Raw genomic sequence first — 17,099 nt, forward strand, 5'->3', positions numbered from 1 at the left:
GTTTTAAAAATGATGAACACTTTAGTATATGATGGCACATGGATAGGCCTTCTTTGTTGTGTTTATGAGGTTTATGCAAAAAAGCTAGATCAAATTGCCGTTGTATCTGAAAGTCGCTTTATGCCTGATGCATTTAGCGAAGTGAATAAAGTTGTTTCAGATGAGCTACGCGCAAGAAGAGTCTGGGACGGGCTGGCTACTCGAATCTCGAAAAAAGCAATGCACCGACTCTACACCTGCTATTTGTCAGAATTGCCCGATATTGGAAGTTCGATCTGCACGTTTATCCGACTAGCATTTGACATGCCGGAATCACCCGAACAAGCGTATGCAATACCATCAGTTTTGCGGATTAGTAAAGTTGATCGGATGGTCCATCGGGAAAAACATAGAATGGAAGCTTTTATCCGGTTTCAACTAACCCGGGATGACCTTTACTTCGCCACAATCGAACCGGATTTCAATGTTCTTCCGTTGATTGCTAAGCACTTTAAGAACCGGTATGCTGATCAGCGCTGGTTAATATTTGATCTTAAAAGAAATTATGGAATCTATTATGATCTCGAAGTAGTGTCAGAAGTAATTATTGACCGTACCGGGGCAGAAAAAAAAGGCAAAAATATTTTTTCTGACGACGAGCCTTTGTATCAAAAATTATGGCAGGAATACTTTGCCCACGTTAACATCACCGAACGAAAAAACACTAAACTCCATCTAATGCATGTACCGCGACGGTACTGGAAGCATCTAACCGAGAAATTGGTTGATTAGCAGTTCAAGAGATCCGCAGATTCGCCGTAATTGATTCTTACTTACAGACTTCTCCCACTCTTTTCTTTTAAGTTATTTTTTTACACCTTCGATAACAGAAAATAAACACAGTCATTTTAATTTATTTCTTATCAGGGGATGAAAAGATCAGAAACAGCTGCAGTCGAAGCTCACGCAGGACGACTTTACTCATTAGACGCTCTCCGCGGATTCGATATGTTCTGGATTATGGGGGCCGAAGAAATCTTCCACAGCCTGGCGAAGATTACAGGCTTCCCTCTTTGGGTAACGATGGCCGACCAACTGACTCATCCTGACTGGCATGGCTTCGCTTTTTATGACCTTATCTTTCCGTTATTTCTGTTTTTAGCGGGTGTTGCGACCCCCTACTCTGTAGGACGCGAACTTGAAAATGGGAAAAGCCGCAACGAACTTCTCATAAGGGTTATAAAAAGGGGTCTGGTACTCGTGCTGCTGGGCGTAATTTACAATAATGGCCTGCGTCTGCGCGACAGTGTTGATGCATTCCGGTTCTGCAGCGTATTGGGGCGAATTGGACTTGCGTACATGTTCGCTAATATTATTTTTTTATATACCAAAAGAACCGGACAAATGATCTGGTTTGGTGGACTGCTCATAGGTTACTGGCTCTTGTTGAAGTTTACATCGGCTCCAGGCTTTGCACCGGGCGATCTAACAATGGAAGGTAATTTCGCATCTTACATTGACCGCTCAATTCTGCCAGGAAGACTGTATCTAAAAATTCATGATCCTGAAGGGTTAGTGTCAGTGATCCCGTCGATCGGAACAGCTTTACTCGGAATCCTGACTGGTGGACTGCTCAAATATGGTGTGGAATCCCGGCAGAAGAAAGCGCTTTACATGGCGCTTGCTGGAATTGTCTGTCTGATCATCGGGCAGGTATGGAACCTCGATTTTCCCATAAACAAGAATCTATGGACCAGCTCTTTTGTGATGTATGTAGGCGGCTGGAGCCTTTTGTTGCTGTCTCTTTTCTACTATATAATTGATACCCTTGGTTTTACCAGATGGGCATTCTTCTTTAAAATTATCGGTATGAATTCAATCCTGATCTATATATCAGGCAGGTTTATCGATTGGGATTATGCAAGCAACGGTGTCTTCAGATGGCTTTTCCAGCTCACAGGCGAACCTTATGATGCGGTGGTAAAGGCAATTTGCTTTGTACTAGTTCAATGGGCATTTTTATATTTCCTCTATAGAAAGAAAGTATTTTTGCGGGTGTGAGAAATTGTCCCAGCTAATTGGTCGTACCTTCGCGGTTCAAAAAGCTAACGGAAAATCATAACCAATGACCTCACCCATTCATATAACTTTTGGAACTTTTGCCGAATCGTATGTAAAACAAAGCTTCGAGTTTAATCCGGCATTGGCGGGTGAAATCATCGCACTCAACGAAGATTTATCAATCGGCCCTTTACGGGATATCCATATGGAGGATGGGCGTACAGCGAGAACAGCCTGGCTTTCAGAAATCGGTGCTCATACCTCATCACTTCCCTACCTGCTTAGTTCAGATCTGGCGACCTATGAAATAATTAAGGCCATCACCTCATCTCAACCGATTTATATCTGGTGCGGAGCGGATACCAAAAGTCATCTCGGCTTTTTAAGATTAATGTTTGAATTATCCGACCTTAACCTTAATATTTTCATTCTACGATACCCAAAGACTGTGCAATATCCGATCGGTGAGTTTCCGTTTCTTCACGTAGGCCTGCTACGTCCCGGACAGATCGCTGAGCTTGATGTGCTGTTCGAATCTCTGGGCCAAGCTGAGCGAAACACCTACATAAACGATTGGGTGGAAATATCAAATTCAGATTCTTTATTGAGAATGGAATTTGGTGATATCAAGCATGTTGGAGACGATTATTTGGACGATAAACTTATTATGCGATGTACCAGCGATTTTCGGGGATCAGCCTGGATAGTTGGGGAAACACTTGCAGACATTTTTGATCAATGGCAAACGGCATGCGGCTCTTATCTTAACTGGCGCTTGAAAGAATTAGTTCGTATGGGTAAACTCGATTACCAGGGGGTTCTTTATGAAATACGTGATTATTCAGTCAGATTAAAACTCTGAGCTTTCTTCTGTGTTGGGTAAATATCTTGCGGAATTAAATATAAATTAGCGTAATTAACCTAATCCTAACATCATGAAAATCACAACTTTCTTTTTTCTTGCTGCATCGCCAATTCTATTTTCGGCCTGTAATTCATCACAGACAAGTGAATCAGCAGCAGATAGCACTTCAACGGGTGACAGCACAAAACACGAGCTTGTACTCAAATGGGAAACTGATAGTTCATTGAAGGTCCCAGAGTCCGTTTTACTCGACAGGCAAAACAAAGTTTTGTACGTTTCAAATATAGATGGCCAGGACCCATGGAAAGCTGATGGGAAAGGGTCGATCGGTAAGGTTGATCTCGATGGAAAAGTAATTTCTGCCGAATGGGTTACCGGACTGGAATCTCCCAAAGGCTTGGGGATGTTTAACGGGAAATTATATGCTGCCGATCTGACAAACCTTGTCATCATCGACATTGCTTCAGGTAAAATTGAACAAAAAGTTCCTATTGCAGGTGCAGTAGGACTGAATGATATTGCTGTTGACGGTCAGGGTGTGCTTTACATCTCTGATTCGCCAGGAAAACGGGTTTTTCGTTTTGAAAAGGGCAAGTCTGAAGTGTTTCTCGACAATCTGAATGGCCCCAATGGATTGTTCATCAATGGAACCGATATTTTTGTGCTGGACAATCAGGCGATGCACAAGGTCAATGCTGACAGGACCTTAACTAAAATTACAGACGGACTGGATGGAAACGCTGACGGACTAGAGAATGTAATAGGCAGTGATTATATCATTTCGTGCTGGGAAGGCCTTATCTGGTATATTAACGCTGATGGAACCAAAGAGATGCTGCTTGACACCAGGGCGGCCCAAAAAAATACAGCAGACATTGGTTTTGATAAAGAAACCAAGACCGTTTATGTACCAACATTCTTTAAAAATACGATAGTTGCATACGAAGTTAAGTAGCCATTCAATTACTCTAAATATCAATGGCAAAGAAACGCTGGTTCAGGTTCAGGCCTGGACTAGTTTGCTGGACGTCTTGCGCGAGCATTTAAATCTCACAGGGACTAAGAAGGGATGTGATCACGGGCAATGTGGAGCCTGCACTATTCTGGTTGACGGGAAGCGGATTAACTCTTGCCTGACATTTGCCGTTATGTATGATCGGGCTGTGATCACTACCATTGAAGGGCTCGCTGAAACTCAGCTTCATCCGCTTCAGCAGGCTTTTATAGACCATGATGCTTTTCAGTGCGGCTATTGCACACCCGGGCAAATATGTTCGGCGGTGGGGATGTTAAATGAAGGGCATGCAAATACCAGGGAGGACGTTAAGGAGCTAATGAGTGGTAATCTGTGCCGTTGCGGCGCATATACGAATATTGTTGATGCCATCATGGAAGTAAAGGAGGGTAAAAATGGTCCCCTTTAATTATCTGGTGGCGAAAGGCACGGCTGAAGCTTCCAGTCTTTCACAGTCCCACATCCTGAGCAAATTTATCGCTGGAGGAACCAACCTCATCGACCTGATGAAGGAGAATATATCCCGGCCGGATACCCTAATAGACGTAAACAAAATCCAGGGTATTGGGCAGATCGAAGAACTAAGGGACGGCAGCCTCCGCATTGGAGCTCTCGCAAAAAATGCGGATACTGCCTACCATGCAATCGTCGCAAAAAAATACCCTTTGCTTTCGCAAGCAATTCTCGCCGGTGCTTCACCCCAGCTTAGAAATATGGCTTCAAATGGAGGCAACCTGTTGCAGCGTACGCGATGCTATTATTTTTACGACGTTGCAACCCCATGCAACAAGCGAGATCCCGGGAGCGGATGTTCCGCCCTTGGTGGTTATAATCGCATTCATGCCATACTTGGGGCTAGCGATAATTGTATAGCAGTTTTTCCCAGTGATATGTGCGTTGCATTGGCTGCTCTCAGTGCTAGCCTCAACATCAGCGGCATAAATGGCGACCGCACATTAGATTTTGCCGACTTCCATCGGCTTCCCGGAGACACACCAGAATTGGATAATAATTTACAGCCTGGCGAACTTATAACTTCGATCGATCTTCCTCCTGAAAGGTTTGATTCGCATTACTCCTACCTTAAACTTAGGGACCGCACGTCTTACGCATTTGCCCTCGTATCTGTAGCCACTGCTCTTAAAATAGAAAACGGGTTAATTAAAGATGCCAGGATAGCTCTTGGTGGCGTAGCCCATAAGCCCTGGAGGAATAGTGAGGCGGAAGGATATCTCAAGGATAATCAGCCAAATGCACAGAACTTTGCGATAGCCGCTGATATTATTCTTAAAGAAGCAAAAGGCTATGAACACAATACGTTCAAGATAGAGCTCGCTAAAAGAGCAATCGTTCGTAATGGGCTGAAGGCCGTAAATCAATCTCAGGTATGAGCATGAAGAACGATTACTTTGGTAAGCCAATAAACCGCGTAGACGGCTATGCAAAAGTCACCGGAGAAGCTAAGTACGCGGCAGAATTCAATGCCCCCAATCTGCTTTATGGATACATCATCAACAGCACAATTACAAAGGGCGAGATTAAAACCATCAGGACGGAAAAAGCTACTGCACTTGCAGGTGTCGTAAAAGTTTTCACCTACAAGAACCGTAAGAATACAGCATGGCTGGACTTAAAGTATGCGGATATGGATGCTCCCCCCGGGATTCCATTCAAACCGCTGCACGATAAAAAAATCAGGTATAACAGCCAGCCAATTGGATTGGTTGTCGCCGAAAGTTTCGAACTTGCGAGGTACGCCGCCACGCTTGTGGAGATCGATTATGATACGGAAGATCATCATACCGACCTGATGGCAAATTTAGATGCGGCAAGGAAGCCCAAAAAGGGTTTAGCTTCGTTCTTTAAACCTGGTCCGCCTAAACCTAAAGGTAATGCTGACGAAGTATTCGAAAGTTCGGCTTTCAAAGCTTCTGGCAAGTTTATCCACGGCATGGAGCACCATAATCCCATGGAAATGTTCTCTTCGACAGTAATGTATGAAGAGGGCGGCAAGCTGACTATTTACGATAAAACGCAAGGCGCCGTAAATTCCCAGCTGTATGTTGCAAATGTATTCGGAAAGTCTTTCAAAAATGTACGGGTTATTTCACCATACGTTGGCGGTGCCTTCGGATCAGCGCTCCGCCCCCAGCACCAGTTATTTCTGGCAGTTATGGCGTCCCTAGATTTAAAACGATCTGTTCGGGTGAGCATGAACCGGCATCAGATGTTCAGTTTTGGCCATAGACCTTATACGGTACAGGACACGCATTTCGGAGCAGATCGCGCCGGAAAGATCCAATCGCTGAACCATACGGCAATAGGCGAAACATCACGATTTGAAGATTATTCAGAAACAGTAGTGAACTGGGCTAATATGATCTACCCGTCTGCAAATGTAAGTCTGGATTATAAATTGGTCCCCCTCGACGTTGCCAGTCCTATGGATATGAGGGCCCCTGGAGGCGTAACTGGCCTCCACGCGATTGAGTGCACCATAGATGAGCTGGCATTTGCAGCTAAAATCGACCCTATCGAATTCAGGATGATAAATTATTCTGATCACGACGACAGTAGCGGCAAGCCCTATTCCAGTAAAGACCTTAAAGAATGCTTCCGTCAAGGATCCGAAAGTTTTGGTTGGCACAAGCGAAATCCGGAACCCCGATCGATGAAAAGAGATGGGAAGCTTGTCGGTTGGGGAATGGCTGTGGGATTATGGGACGCTAATCATCTGCCGGCACGCGCCGAATGCCTGCTTCGGGCTGATGGAAAATTGATCGTGAGCAGTGCTACTGCCGATATCGGCACGGGCACCTATACTGTAATGGCTCAAATCGCAGCAGATGGTATGGGGATGAGTATCGACAATGTAGAATTTCAATTAGGGGATACCAAAATGCCCTTCGCCCCTATTCAGGGCGGATCCTTTACAGCAGCCTCCGTTGGGATGGCTGTAAAGGCGGCTTGCCTCGGTTTGCAGGGTAAATTACTTAAACAAGCTAAGAAGCTTAAGCCTGAGATGTTTAAGGGAACAACAACAGATGACGTTGAATTTGCAAATGATTCGATCAGGATCAAGGGCACGACAGATCAAGTATTATCACTCTCAGCCATCGTAGCGGCAACCGGGCAAAAAGAGATAAAAAGCAGGAACACTGGCTTTCCCCGTGTTTTGAAGCAGCGAAAATATGTGCGTTGTGCGCACAGCGCAGTATTTGTTGAGGTAGAAGTTGACGAAGACTTTGGCCTGGTTAAAGTAACCCGTATGCTCAATGTTGTTGCGGCAGGTAAGATAATCAATCCCAAAACTGCACGAAGCCAGATTCTGGGTGGAATGGTCTGGGGAATCAGCAAGGCTCTCCGGGAGGAAACTATTATGGATCACCGTTTTGGAAGGATCATGAATTCGAGTTTGGCTGAATATCATATCCCGGTCAACGCAGACATCAATAAACTGGAAGTCATCTTCGTCGAGGAGAATGATACAATCGTGAATGATCTGCAGATAAAGGGAATTGGTGAGATCGGCATCGTCGGAGTAGCTCCGGCCATAGCAAATGCTATCTTTCATGCCACAGGAAAAAGAATCAACAATCTCCCAATTACGCTTGATCAATTGATGGCCTAAGTCATTTGCTTGTCGCAATTGCCCCTCTTTTTTGGCTTGTTTGAACAAGCCCTACGATCAGTATTAGCTTTAATTTTATGTCGTAAAATCAAATAATGCCATGTCGAATTCATTAAAGCAGGAAGTTGAACAAACTTTTAGAGAATTGATCTCAATGTTGTCCTCTATTGACGAGAAGAAATTCAACTCAGTTCCATTTGAAGGAAGCTGGACTCCAGGCCAATTAGCTGATCATTTATTCAAATCTTATGATGCTGTAAACGTGCTGAAAGGCAGAACCGAAGCTCCAAGCAGGCCGTATGACCAAAACGTGCAGGGGTTGAAAGATATATTTTTAAATTTTGAGACTAAGATGGAATCACCGGATTTCATTATCCCTTCCAATGAGCCCATCGAAAAGGAAAAGATGCTTCAGGGCCTCCGCACCCGCACTAATGCGCTCATGGCGATCGCAGAAAATGATGACCTTTCGCTGTTATGCCTGGATTTCGCATTTCCTGCAAATGGCTGTCTGACAAGATTTGAATGGCTAAGTTTTATAAATTTTCATACCATGCGCCATAACAATCAATTAAAAAAGATTATCAGCGCTTTGTAGATTAATGTGAGTTGGCCGGAGTTCAACTGTTCCGGAGCGGCTTTCGTTTGCGTCAACCGTCAAATCTTTGGGCTCGATATGTCAAAGAACAATCTGCCGTTCCACCAGCGATTTATTTAAATTGAAGATGGCTAATGTTTAAAACAGATACAATTTTTTGCCGCCAATTGCCGCCAATTACCGTGAATTGCCGGTGCGACGGATATTAATCTCTGATCAAAGAAGGATGCCTGAAGATTTGATCCAGAATGATGGCAGACAAAGAGCAGAAGAAGGGGAGAAAAAGAGGAGACAGATTCGACTCATCACTTCTTGTTTACTCGCTGCGCTTCGGCAAAGATTGCGAAACCCTTCTGCAGCTCCCGAAGGAATCCCGAAGAAAACGTCCTTTTCCCGAACGTTTCCCGAAGAGTTCCCGAACAAATGGGGTGTTTTCCCGAACAACTCCCGAAGCGTGGTGCTACAAATGCACATAATTCCCCGAAGAACACCGAAACAAATGCCGGAGAAGCCTCGAGGCAATCCCGTCAACCACCTGGCGGTGGATCGAATTTGTCTTGGACTTGTCTTGAACCAGTCTTCCATTTGTCTTGGAGCAATTATAAACTGGTGTGCAATAAATTCCGAACTCCCGTGCGAAGAGTTCAAGTTTAATCTTACGGGATTGATAACTGGCAAAAATGTTACGTTCGCCGATCAATCGAAATAAAAACTAATATTTAATTTTTGTTAACAATTTATTAATAAAACTTGCTTGAAACTAGCTTTTTAAGTAATTCTCGTATCTAATGTTACGCCAGTATTAAAATTAAAAGTTTTTTTCCTTTTGTAAGTTTTTGTTTATAGTTTCGTTTTATTATTAATTGATTAAATTCGAAACATTTAAAAAGATTTTCAGTAAGTTTTCGAACCAACATGAAATAAAACGAAATACAAAACCTCTACTCCTAAAATGATTAAATTATGAACAAAACATTTACTGAACACTTGGGTAAGGTGCTGTCTCAAAATGTGTTGCAGGTAAGCAACAGGCTTGAGACATCCGTACTAAACCTGCTAAAAAGACCGCAAGGCAGGCTGATGTATGTTAAGGTGTTGTTACTGGTTGCTGTACATATGGCACCGCCTATGGTCTACACATCCTTCGCACAGGATCTTATTACGGTGAAAGGGACTGTAGTTGATGGCGGTGATGCCTTGCCATTGCCAGGAGTATCCATTGCCGACGCACAGCGCAAGGTGCTCGGCATAACTGATGTGAACGGTGCTTTTTCGATCCGCATCCCAAAGGGTACTGAGGTCCGTTTTAATTATTTGGGTTACGGGGTTTCTACAGCGACCTATTCAGCTGATCAGACAGGACTTACTATACGTCTGACAGCTTCTTCTAATACTATGAGTGAAGTAGTTGTTACCGCTTTGGGTATAAAACGTGAGCAGAAATCACTGGGTTTTGCAACTTCCGTGATCGATAGTACCGCTCTTACAAATGCCGTTTCAAACAACTGGACTGATGCCTTATCAGGGAAAGTTGCTGGTTTAAATCTTGTTCGTAACAGCGGTCCGGGTGGTTCTAACAAAATCATTCTCCGTGGAGAAAACAATCTTACAGGTGACAACGAAGCCCTTATAGTTATCGACGGAGTGGTAGCCAGCGCTAGCAGCTCCCGTCGTGGATCTCCTTCCGGAGGTGTTTATGGCACTTCGGGTGATAATATGCCTGTGGATTATGGAAGCGCAATTAATGATCTCAACCCTGAAGATATTGAAAGTGTAACCGTGCTGAAAGGTCCTGGTGCATCTGCACTTTATGGACAACGTGGTGCAAATGGTGCGATTTTGATCACAACCAAATCTGGAAATGCAAAAAGGAAAGTGGTAGGCATCAACTTTACATCAAACACGACCTTTGAAGATATCAACAGACAGCCGGAACTTCAGAGAGAATACGGACAGGGACTTGGAGGAGCGGCTTACTATTCCCGAAATGCTTCTGCAGACGGTCCGAACACGAATGCTACAAGCTCTGCATGGGGTCCAAAGTTTGACGGTCAATCCTACTTCCAATGGGATCCGGCACTTCAAAATACAGGAACAACCCGCACACCCTGGGTTGCAAAAGAGAATCCGATTGACGCATTCTTCAGAACCGGCAGCGATATCAACAACTCTCTTAGTCTCGATGGAAACGTAAAGAATACTGCTCTTCGTTTGGCGGTTAATCATGGTGAAAACAAGTGGATTGCACCGAATACCGGTTTCGACAGAACATCTGTAGCGTTGTCGGCGAATTCAAAAATCACTAAGAAGCTTTCCCTGAATGCTAAAGCGACTTATAACAATAAAAACAGCGACAACCTGCCAACTACCGGCTTTGGTAACCAATCGTACATGTACTGGGTATACTTTTCACAGCCAAACGTAGATCCCAATTATTATCGGGATTACTGGGTTAGAGGACTGGAGAATCGCCAGTTCACAAACATCACCACAACGACCCTTGAATCACCATGGGCGATTTCGAACGAATATATAAATACTCAACGCCGTAATGGTATTCTCGGAAGTGTTCAGGCCTCATACCAAATTGCAAAAGGGCTGGTCGCACAAGTACGTACCTCGCTCGATTTAAATAAGAACGTAACCGAACAACTACGTCCTTATGACGCGGCCGGAACTAAATTTGCTCAGGGTTCATATCGTATCCAACGTGCTACGACCTATGAGCAGAATACTGACGTCATGGTTAAGTACGATCGTCAGATTAACAAGGATATAACTCTTAGTGTAACTGGCGGAGGAAGTACGCTAAACAATGAATATCGCAAAGGCGAAAGCAGGGCAGACGGATTGAGAGTTCCTGCCGTTTTTGATCTTTCGAATAACATAAACCCGATCATATCGGTTCCTGATACCGCGCGTTACCAATTTGTGAGTGCATACGGACTGATTTCTGCTTCCTATAAGGATTACTTGTTCTTGGATGTTACCGGGCGTCAGGATTGGAGCAGTGTACTCGCGTCACCATTGCGTTCGAGCAACGTTGGATTCTTCTATCCATCTGTAAACATGGCCTTTGTCCCATCTGACCTTTGGGATATGCCTAAAGTATTCGATATGCTTAAATTCAGAGCCTCATATTCACAGGTTGGTAGTGGTAGTACAGTACCTTATCGCACGGCATATAATTACTTGCCAGCGAATAACGGATTATACCCAAATGGATCGACGACTAACCCCACATTACTTCCTGCTTTAGACCTTAAACCATTAATGACAACAACTTTCGAGGTGGGAACGGATGTTCGAATGTTCAGAAATCGTTTGAACCTTGACGTAGCGTTGTACATGGGTAATACAAAAAATCAAATTCTTAGTCGTGTGGTCGACCGTTCATCTGGTTACGCAAGCGCGGTAATTAACGCTGGTAGAATCGACAACAAAGGAATAGAAGTTGGCTTAAATGGAACACCAATTCAAACAAAATCATTTAAGTGGAATATGACCGCGACATTCTCTGCTAACCGGAATGAAATAAAAGAGTTGCTGGATAGTTCGGTGGTACTTCGTAACAGTCCAATCGGTAATGCACAGGTAGTAGCGAACATTGGGGGCAGCATGGGAGACATGTACGGACTTGGGTTTGTGCGTTCACCGGACGGACAAATTGTGTACAAGGACGGAATGCCTTTAGTAGACGCTAACCCTGTTTACCTTGGTAATTCACTCCCTAAATTTAAAAGCAGTTTAGGAACCACCCTCAGTTACAAAAAAGTTAGTTTTTCTGCCCTCTTCGACGCTCAGTTTGGTGCCGTAGGCAATGCCTTCTCATTGGCAAGGATTGCTGAAAATGGAAAGTCAGTACTTACTCTTCCTGGAAGATATAACGGTATCATTGGTAATGGAGTTAAAATGACATCAGCTGGCACTTTTGTTCCCAACGATGTTATTGCCACGAACATACCAATTTATTATAGAACCGTTTATTATGATAACGCTGAAGGTGCTATGTTCAGCACAGACTTCATAAAGTTTCGTGAAGCTAATATCACCTATTCTCTTCCGGCAACATTTACCAAAAAGCTCGGTTTAAACAAAGTAACGATAGGCGGTTTCGGTCGTAATTTGTATATCTGGTCACCATGGCCTGTTTTTGATCCTGAGTTCGGTTCCCTGTCAGGTAATGATATCGTGACTGGTTTTGAAGTTGGACAGCTTCCATCAACCCGCAGTTATGGATTCCGTTTAGTTGTGGGCATATAATCAAAAAGAAAATGAAGAATATTAAGATAAAAATTGTCTGTACTGCATTAATCGTCGGCTTCATGCTGCCATCATGCAAGGATTTCACAGAAGTTAACACCGATCCTATCGGGAATAAATCAACCACTCCTGCTCAGCTTTTGGCGCCAGCACTGGTTAATTTACTGTCAGTAAATATGCTTAGAGGCAGGACTTTTAACAACGAGCTGATGCAGGTTTCCGTATCAATCAGCGATGCTGAAGGTACTGTAAATCGTTACGATTTCCGCCGAAACTGGGCTGATTATACATGGAACGGATTATTCACCGAGCTGACAAACGTCCGCGACATTTATACCCTGGCAAGTGAAAAGGATAACCAGAATTCCTCGTTTATGGGGATCGCACGGATCCTCGAAGCCTACGCATTCTCCATTTTGACAGATACATACGGCGATATTCCCTATACGGAGGCTAACAAAGGAAAATTAGGGATAGTAGAGCCTAAGTTCGACAGGCAGAAAGATATTTATCTTGACCTTTTCAAAAATCTGGAAGAAGCAAACACCCTGTTGACATCCGGAGTTGCTATTCCAGCAGCAAGTGACCCTGTTTTCTCGGGAGATATTTCAAAATGGCGCAAATTTGGCAATTCACTTTATCTCCGCTTATTGCTGCGTATTTCGGGAAAATCGGAAGTGTCAGCTACAACTATAGCCAAATTCAAAGAAATCGTTGGTAATCCTGGTAAGTACCCAATCATGACTACTAATAACGATACAGCTAAACTATTGTGGACAACCTCATCTACGAGTACTGCATTATATTCATCTCCTTATACAACAATTCGTGGTCTTGATTTCAGGAGTGCTATCTCAAAATTCTTTATCGATAATCTTCGCGACTGGGGACACCCGGTGCTGAACAGTGCTACATATGGAAGAAATAACGTTAATCGTTGGGGTATCAGGCCGGTTAATGGGAACTTAATTGGTGTACCGAGCGGGTTCAGTCCCGGCAGCATTAGCAGTGCCCAATCAGAGTTCTATTCTTTCGATAATGTTCCGGGCAGCGGTACTGCATCAGCAGGTTACAGTCTGCAGGTTGACCCTTACACAGGCATCTTTATGAACGTTGCAGAGGTTGATTTTATTCTGGCAGAAGCAGTTTTAAAGGGCTGGATCACAGGTTCAGTTGCAACATACTATAATAAGGGCGTTTTAGATATGATCCAATACTGGATACCTACCTATCCGACGAGTAGCTTAAACAGCTACATGACTGCAGCAGACATCCAATGGGAAGATGCACAGCCGATGAAGGACAAAATGGAAGCACTTCTACTGCAAAAATATTACGCCTTATTTCTTGTTGACTCACAGCAATGGTTTGAATACCGCCGAACCGGACACCCGATACTGCCGGTCAATGTATCAGGGACAAGCTTTGCCAATGGCGGCGTTATGCCAGCACGTTTATATTACCCGGTGATCGTTCAAACTGCAAATCGGGATAATTATAATGCTACAATAGCAATACAAGGGCCGGATCTGATCAGCACTCAGGTATGGTGGCAAAAACCATAGTTTTAACGGATAAACTTATAAACATGAAGAAGATATTATATAACTGTTTAATTGTCCTCACAATGGCTGCAACATGGTCGGGATGTGATGATGAAACCACTTATAAAGGCGGGATTCCCAGCCCATACGTTTTTGCTTTCGATCTGCTCAAAATCTATAAAAATGCGGACGTGGTACTTACCAGCGAAAATATGGGCGGAGCAAATTCAATTGAGGGAGTGGTTGTTTCTGATCATACTTCGAAGAACATGCTTAGCGGCTACCTTATGGTTCAAAATGCCCGCAACATTTCTTCGGCTGACTCCATTAGAAGTATTGCAATCTCTGCCGGCCCGGCCGCAGCTAACTACAAACTTGGGGATCTTGTTCGGGTAAAAATAGAAGGCAAAACGCTGACGCGTAAAAATGGGATGCTTCAGGTAACAGGTGTTGCCGAATCGGATATTACGAAGGTGTCATCCGGAAATACCATCCCGACGAATAAAGCAACAACAGCTCAAATTCTGGCAGATCCAGCGCGTTACGAAAGCTCTCAGGTGACTATAGCGAAGGTGACATTTAATCCTCCCCTGGCTCCCACCGGAACATATTCAGGAGATAAGCTTATAAATGATTCCTTTGGTGACCTCATCCTCAGAACGGATGCAGGTGCGACATTCGCGAACGATAAACCAAACGTTTATGCCAACTACACTGGCGTGATCGTATTGACAGCAAATACTGATGGTAAATTGATACCACACTTAAGGATGAGAACTACTGCTGACGCGAAAGTTCTTACAGCCCCCGAAGTTCCACCTTTCGTGATAACCGGAATTTGTGCTGACCCTAAAGGTTCTGATGTAAACTACGAATACATACAGTTCAGAGCTACACGTAATATTAATTTTGCTACGGAAAACTACTCAGTCGTAACAACGAACAACGCAGGTAGCCCTGGAACTCCGCCTTATGGCTGGGGTACTGGCGGTGCGAGAACCTACAAGATCAACATGACTTCAGGGACTGTAGTGAAAGGCGAATACTTTTATGTTGGCGGAACACAGAAAACGATAAACGGATCGGGTTCAACATCTATAGCTTCCGCAAAATGGATCAGGTCATATGATTACAATGGATTGGACAGTGATATCCTTAACGGTGCCACAGCAGCCGGCGGAACTAAAACGGGGAACTTGCTTGCTAACAGCGGAAACGCGTCAGGGGTTGCTATATTCAAGGGTATTGTTGTCAATATAAACACCGTGCCGGTTGATGTTATCTTTATTGGAACAGGCGGTACGATCTATAGTGCAGGTCCGCCGGCAGCAGGATATCGTATTACCACGAGCGACCTGTATGACCAGTCTGATCCTAGCACGGGAGCTCCTCAGGAATTTTACCGCGCCGGTACAAACTTAAATGCGTTCCCTTACCTGACACCAGGTGACGCAGGATTTTTTCAGGCTTTCGGTGGCGCATTTGATACCAATCTCGGCAAGTGGACTAAGGTCAGATCACAAACAGGAATTCTAATGACTGCAACCTCGACGATCGCCGAAATTGAGAACGTACCCAACGTAACAACTGAAATTAAATAATAACTGCTAACCAAAAACACGGAAGCTTCCCGGAGCTTCCGTTCTATTGTACTTTTTTTTGTGTTGTACGGAGTTGATTCGTACTCAAGGATACTCTCTGGGTATCCTTTGTTATATTTTGAAACATCTATGGATAGAAGATCGTTCGTTTCCCGCCTCGGATTACTTACCGGGAGCCTGGGTTTAAGCGTAGACGCATACCCGTTTTTTAAAAAAGCTCAGCGGATAAACGGAAAAGTGCTGGATGGCAATCGCGGCGTACCAAATGTTGTAGTTTCTGATGGCTACAGTGTAGTTCTCACCGATAAACAGGGCCATTACGCATTTGACAATCATGCTGATGCGAAGTTTGTACACATCAGCATTCCTTCTGGTTATGAGTTCAATACAGTAGATAATATTGCGCGGTCCTACCACCGGATTGGTGTAAGAAGCGAGTATGACTTTAATCTTAGAAAGCTTTCAAAAAAAGACTCTAAACATCAGTTCATCATATGGGCCGATCCTCAGGTAAGAAATGCGAATGATGTTGCGCAAATGATGGCAACCTCGGTTCCAGATGTACAGCAATATGTCAGCACGCTGCCATACGGTACGCTGATCCATGGCATTGGTGTAGGTGATCTTGCCTGGGATAACCTTAGTTTCTTCAATGATTACAATAAGGCCGTAGGTCGCATGGGGATACCATTCTTCCAGGCTCTCGGTAATCACGACATGGATTACAACAAAGGCGGTGACGAAACATCAGACAGCACTTTCCAGGATTTTTACGGACCTACCTATTACTCTTTTAATCGTGGAAAGGCTCATTATGTTGTGATGGACGATGTTAGGTATCTTGGCAAAGACCGGCTTTACGATGGGTTTATCTCGCAGCATCAGCTCGACTGGCTCAAAAATGACCTAAAACATGTACCTAAAGATCACCTCCTGATCGTATGCGTCCATATCCCGGTTCATAATGCCGTTAAAAATAAGCAAGATCTCTATGCAATACTAACAGGTTTCAAAAACGTCCATATCATGTCAGGACACACTCATTACAACGTTAATGTGGTCAAAAATGGACTTTACGAACATAATCATGGAACCGTTTGCGGAGCCTGGTGGACAGGTCCTATATGCGAAGATGGAACGCCAAGGGGATATGGGATATATGAAGTGGATGGAACAAAGTTAAAGTGGTACTATAAACCAACCGGCCTCCCGAAAGACCATCAGATAAGCCTCACAGTTGACACATTAACCAATCAAAAACGACTTATCGCCAATGTATGGAACTGGGATCCGGCGTGGAAAGTCGAGTATTATCTCGACAAAAAAGCAATGGGCGCGCTTCCAAATGAAAAGGCTTATGATCCGCTTGCCGTAAAACTTTACAAAGGACCAAACCTGCCTGCTGGAAGAGGATTCCCTGAACCGCGACTGAACGAGCATATGTTTGCCGCACATTTTGGCCCTGAAGTTCAGCATGTGAGAGTGGTTGCAACAGATCGATTTGGCGAGAAATACGAAAAGACAATAAAATTTGACAGTTAA

At 44.0% G+C, this 17,099-nt stretch carries 13 protein-coding genes; all 13 read left to right on the forward strand.

What is annotated here, in order from left to right; genetic code table 11:
- The first annotated feature begins 9 nt into the window (after positions 1 to 9).
- The 13 genes from B5X60_RS07250 to B5X60_RS07310 all read left to right on the forward strand — a co-directional run bounded on the left by B5X60_RS07250 (position 10) and on the right by B5X60_RS07310 (position 17,099).
- Positions 10 to 771 (forward strand): TIGR03915 family putative DNA repair protein, encoded by a 762-nt coding sequence (locus tag B5X60_RS07250; protein WP_221406209.1) that lies wholly within the window; start codon positions 10 to 12, stop codon positions 769 to 771.
- A gap of 138 nt (positions 772 to 909) precedes the next feature.
- Positions 910 to 2,040, forward strand: a complete 1,131-nt coding sequence (locus B5X60_RS07255; protein WP_079701930.1) for an acyltransferase family protein — start codon at positions 910 to 912, stop codon at positions 2,038 to 2,040.
- A 64-nt stretch (positions 2,041 to 2,104) separates the two neighbouring features.
- The gene (locus B5X60_RS07260) at positions 2,105 to 2,902 is read left to right on the forward strand and encodes a DUF1835 domain-containing protein (protein WP_079701931.1); all 798 of its coding nucleotides are present in this window, start codon (positions 2,105 to 2,107) and stop codon (positions 2,900 to 2,902) included.
- 73 nt (positions 2,903 to 2,975) lie between these two features.
- Positions 2,976 to 3,860: an SMP-30/gluconolactonase/LRE family protein gene (locus tag B5X60_RS07265; RefSeq protein WP_139377390.1), complete on the forward strand. Its 885-nt coding sequence runs from the start codon at positions 2,976 to 2,978 to the stop codon at positions 3,858 to 3,860.
- Entirely contained in the window at positions 3,841 to 4,329 is a 489-nt protein-coding gene (locus B5X60_RS07270; protein WP_079701932.1) for a (2Fe-2S)-binding protein, read from the forward strand. Before B5X60_RS07265 ends, B5X60_RS07270 begins: the two co-directional genes overlap by 20 nt.
- Positions 4,316 to 5,311 carry an FAD binding domain-containing protein gene (locus B5X60_RS07275; protein WP_079701933.1) on the forward strand — a complete coding sequence of 332 codons (996 nt, stop codon included), beginning with the start codon at positions 4,316 to 4,318 and terminating at the stop codon, positions 5,309 to 5,311. Before B5X60_RS07270 ends, B5X60_RS07275 begins: the two co-directional genes overlap by 14 nt.
- 2 nt (positions 5,312 to 5,313) lie before the next feature.
- Positions 5,314 to 7,551 (forward strand): xanthine dehydrogenase family protein molybdopterin-binding subunit, encoded by a 2,238-nt coding sequence (locus tag B5X60_RS07280; RefSeq protein WP_079702344.1) that lies wholly within the window; start codon positions 5,314 to 5,316, stop codon positions 7,549 to 7,551.
- Between the two features lie 100 nt (positions 7,552 to 7,651).
- The gene (locus B5X60_RS07285) at positions 7,652 to 8,149 is read left to right on the forward strand and encodes a DinB family protein (RefSeq protein WP_079701934.1); all 498 of its coding nucleotides are present in this window, start codon (positions 7,652 to 7,654) and stop codon (positions 8,147 to 8,149) included.
- Positions 8,150 to 8,375: 226 nt separating this feature from the next.
- Positions 8,376 to 8,858, forward strand: coding sequence for a hypothetical protein (locus tag B5X60_RS07290; RefSeq protein WP_079701935.1), 483 nt, complete (start codon positions 8,376 to 8,378; stop codon positions 8,856 to 8,858).
- Between the two features lie 254 nt (positions 8,859 to 9,112).
- Positions 9,113 to 12,412 (forward strand): SusC/RagA family TonB-linked outer membrane protein, encoded by a 3,300-nt coding sequence (locus tag B5X60_RS07295; RefSeq protein ID WP_245803476.1) that lies wholly within the window; start codon positions 9,113 to 9,115, stop codon positions 12,410 to 12,412.
- Positions 12,413 to 12,423: 11 nt separating this feature from the next.
- On the forward strand, positions 12,424 to 13,977 hold the full coding sequence (locus tag B5X60_RS07300; protein WP_079701936.1) for a SusD/RagB family nutrient-binding outer membrane lipoprotein: 1,554 nt from the start codon (positions 12,424 to 12,426) through the stop codon (positions 13,975 to 13,977).
- A gap of 23 nt (positions 13,978 to 14,000) precedes the next feature.
- Positions 14,001 to 15,557, forward strand: a complete 1,557-nt coding sequence (locus B5X60_RS07305) for a DUF5689 domain-containing protein (RefSeq protein ID WP_245803477.1) — start codon at positions 14,001 to 14,003, stop codon at positions 15,555 to 15,557.
- Positions 15,558 to 15,686: 129 nt separating this feature from the next.
- Positions 15,687 to 17,099, forward strand: coding sequence for a calcineurin-like phosphoesterase C-terminal domain-containing protein (locus B5X60_RS07310; protein ID WP_079701937.1), 1,413 nt, complete (start codon positions 15,687 to 15,689; stop codon positions 17,097 to 17,099).

Source organism: Daejeonella lutea (assembly GCF_900168015.1).
Classification (GTDB): Bacteria; Bacteroidota; Bacteroidia; order Sphingobacteriales; family Sphingobacteriaceae; genus Daejeonella; species Daejeonella lutea.

Coding starts and splice junctions, on each gene's coding strand:
- B5X60_RS07250 (WP_221406209.1), top strand. CDS start 10: ATGATGAACACTTTAGTATATGATGGCACATGGATAGGCCTTCTTTGT.
- B5X60_RS07255 (WP_079701930.1), top strand. CDS start 910: ATGAAAAGATCAGAAACAGCTGCAGTCGAAGCTCACGCAGGACGACTT.
- B5X60_RS07260 (WP_079701931.1), top strand. CDS start 2,105: ATGACCTCACCCATTCATATAACTTTTGGAACTTTTGCCGAATCGTAT.
- B5X60_RS07265 (WP_139377390.1), top strand. CDS start 2,976: ATGAAAATCACAACTTTCTTTTTTCTTGCTGCATCGCCAATTCTATTT.
- B5X60_RS07275 (WP_079701933.1), top strand. CDS start 4,316: ATGGTCCCCTTTAATTATCTGGTGGCGAAAGGCACGGCTGAAGCTTCC.
- B5X60_RS07280 (WP_079702344.1), top strand. CDS start 5,314: ATGAAGAACGATTACTTTGGTAAGCCAATAAACCGCGTAGACGGCTAT.
- B5X60_RS07285 (WP_079701934.1), top strand. CDS start 7,652: ATGTCGAATTCATTAAAGCAGGAAGTTGAACAAACTTTTAGAGAATTG.
- B5X60_RS07290 (WP_079701935.1), top strand. CDS start 8,376: ATGCCTGAAGATTTGATCCAGAATGATGGCAGACAAAGAGCAGAAGAA.
- B5X60_RS07295 (WP_245803476.1), top strand. CDS start 9,113: ATGAACAAAACATTTACTGAACACTTGGGTAAGGTGCTGTCTCAAAAT.
- B5X60_RS07300 (WP_079701936.1), top strand. CDS start 12,424: ATGAAGAATATTAAGATAAAAATTGTCTGTACTGCATTAATCGTCGGC.
- B5X60_RS07305 (WP_245803477.1), top strand. CDS start 14,001: ATGAAGAAGATATTATATAACTGTTTAATTGTCCTCACAATGGCTGCA.
- B5X60_RS07310 (WP_079701937.1), top strand. CDS start 15,687: ATGGATAGAAGATCGTTCGTTTCCCGCCTCGGATTACTTACCGGGAGC.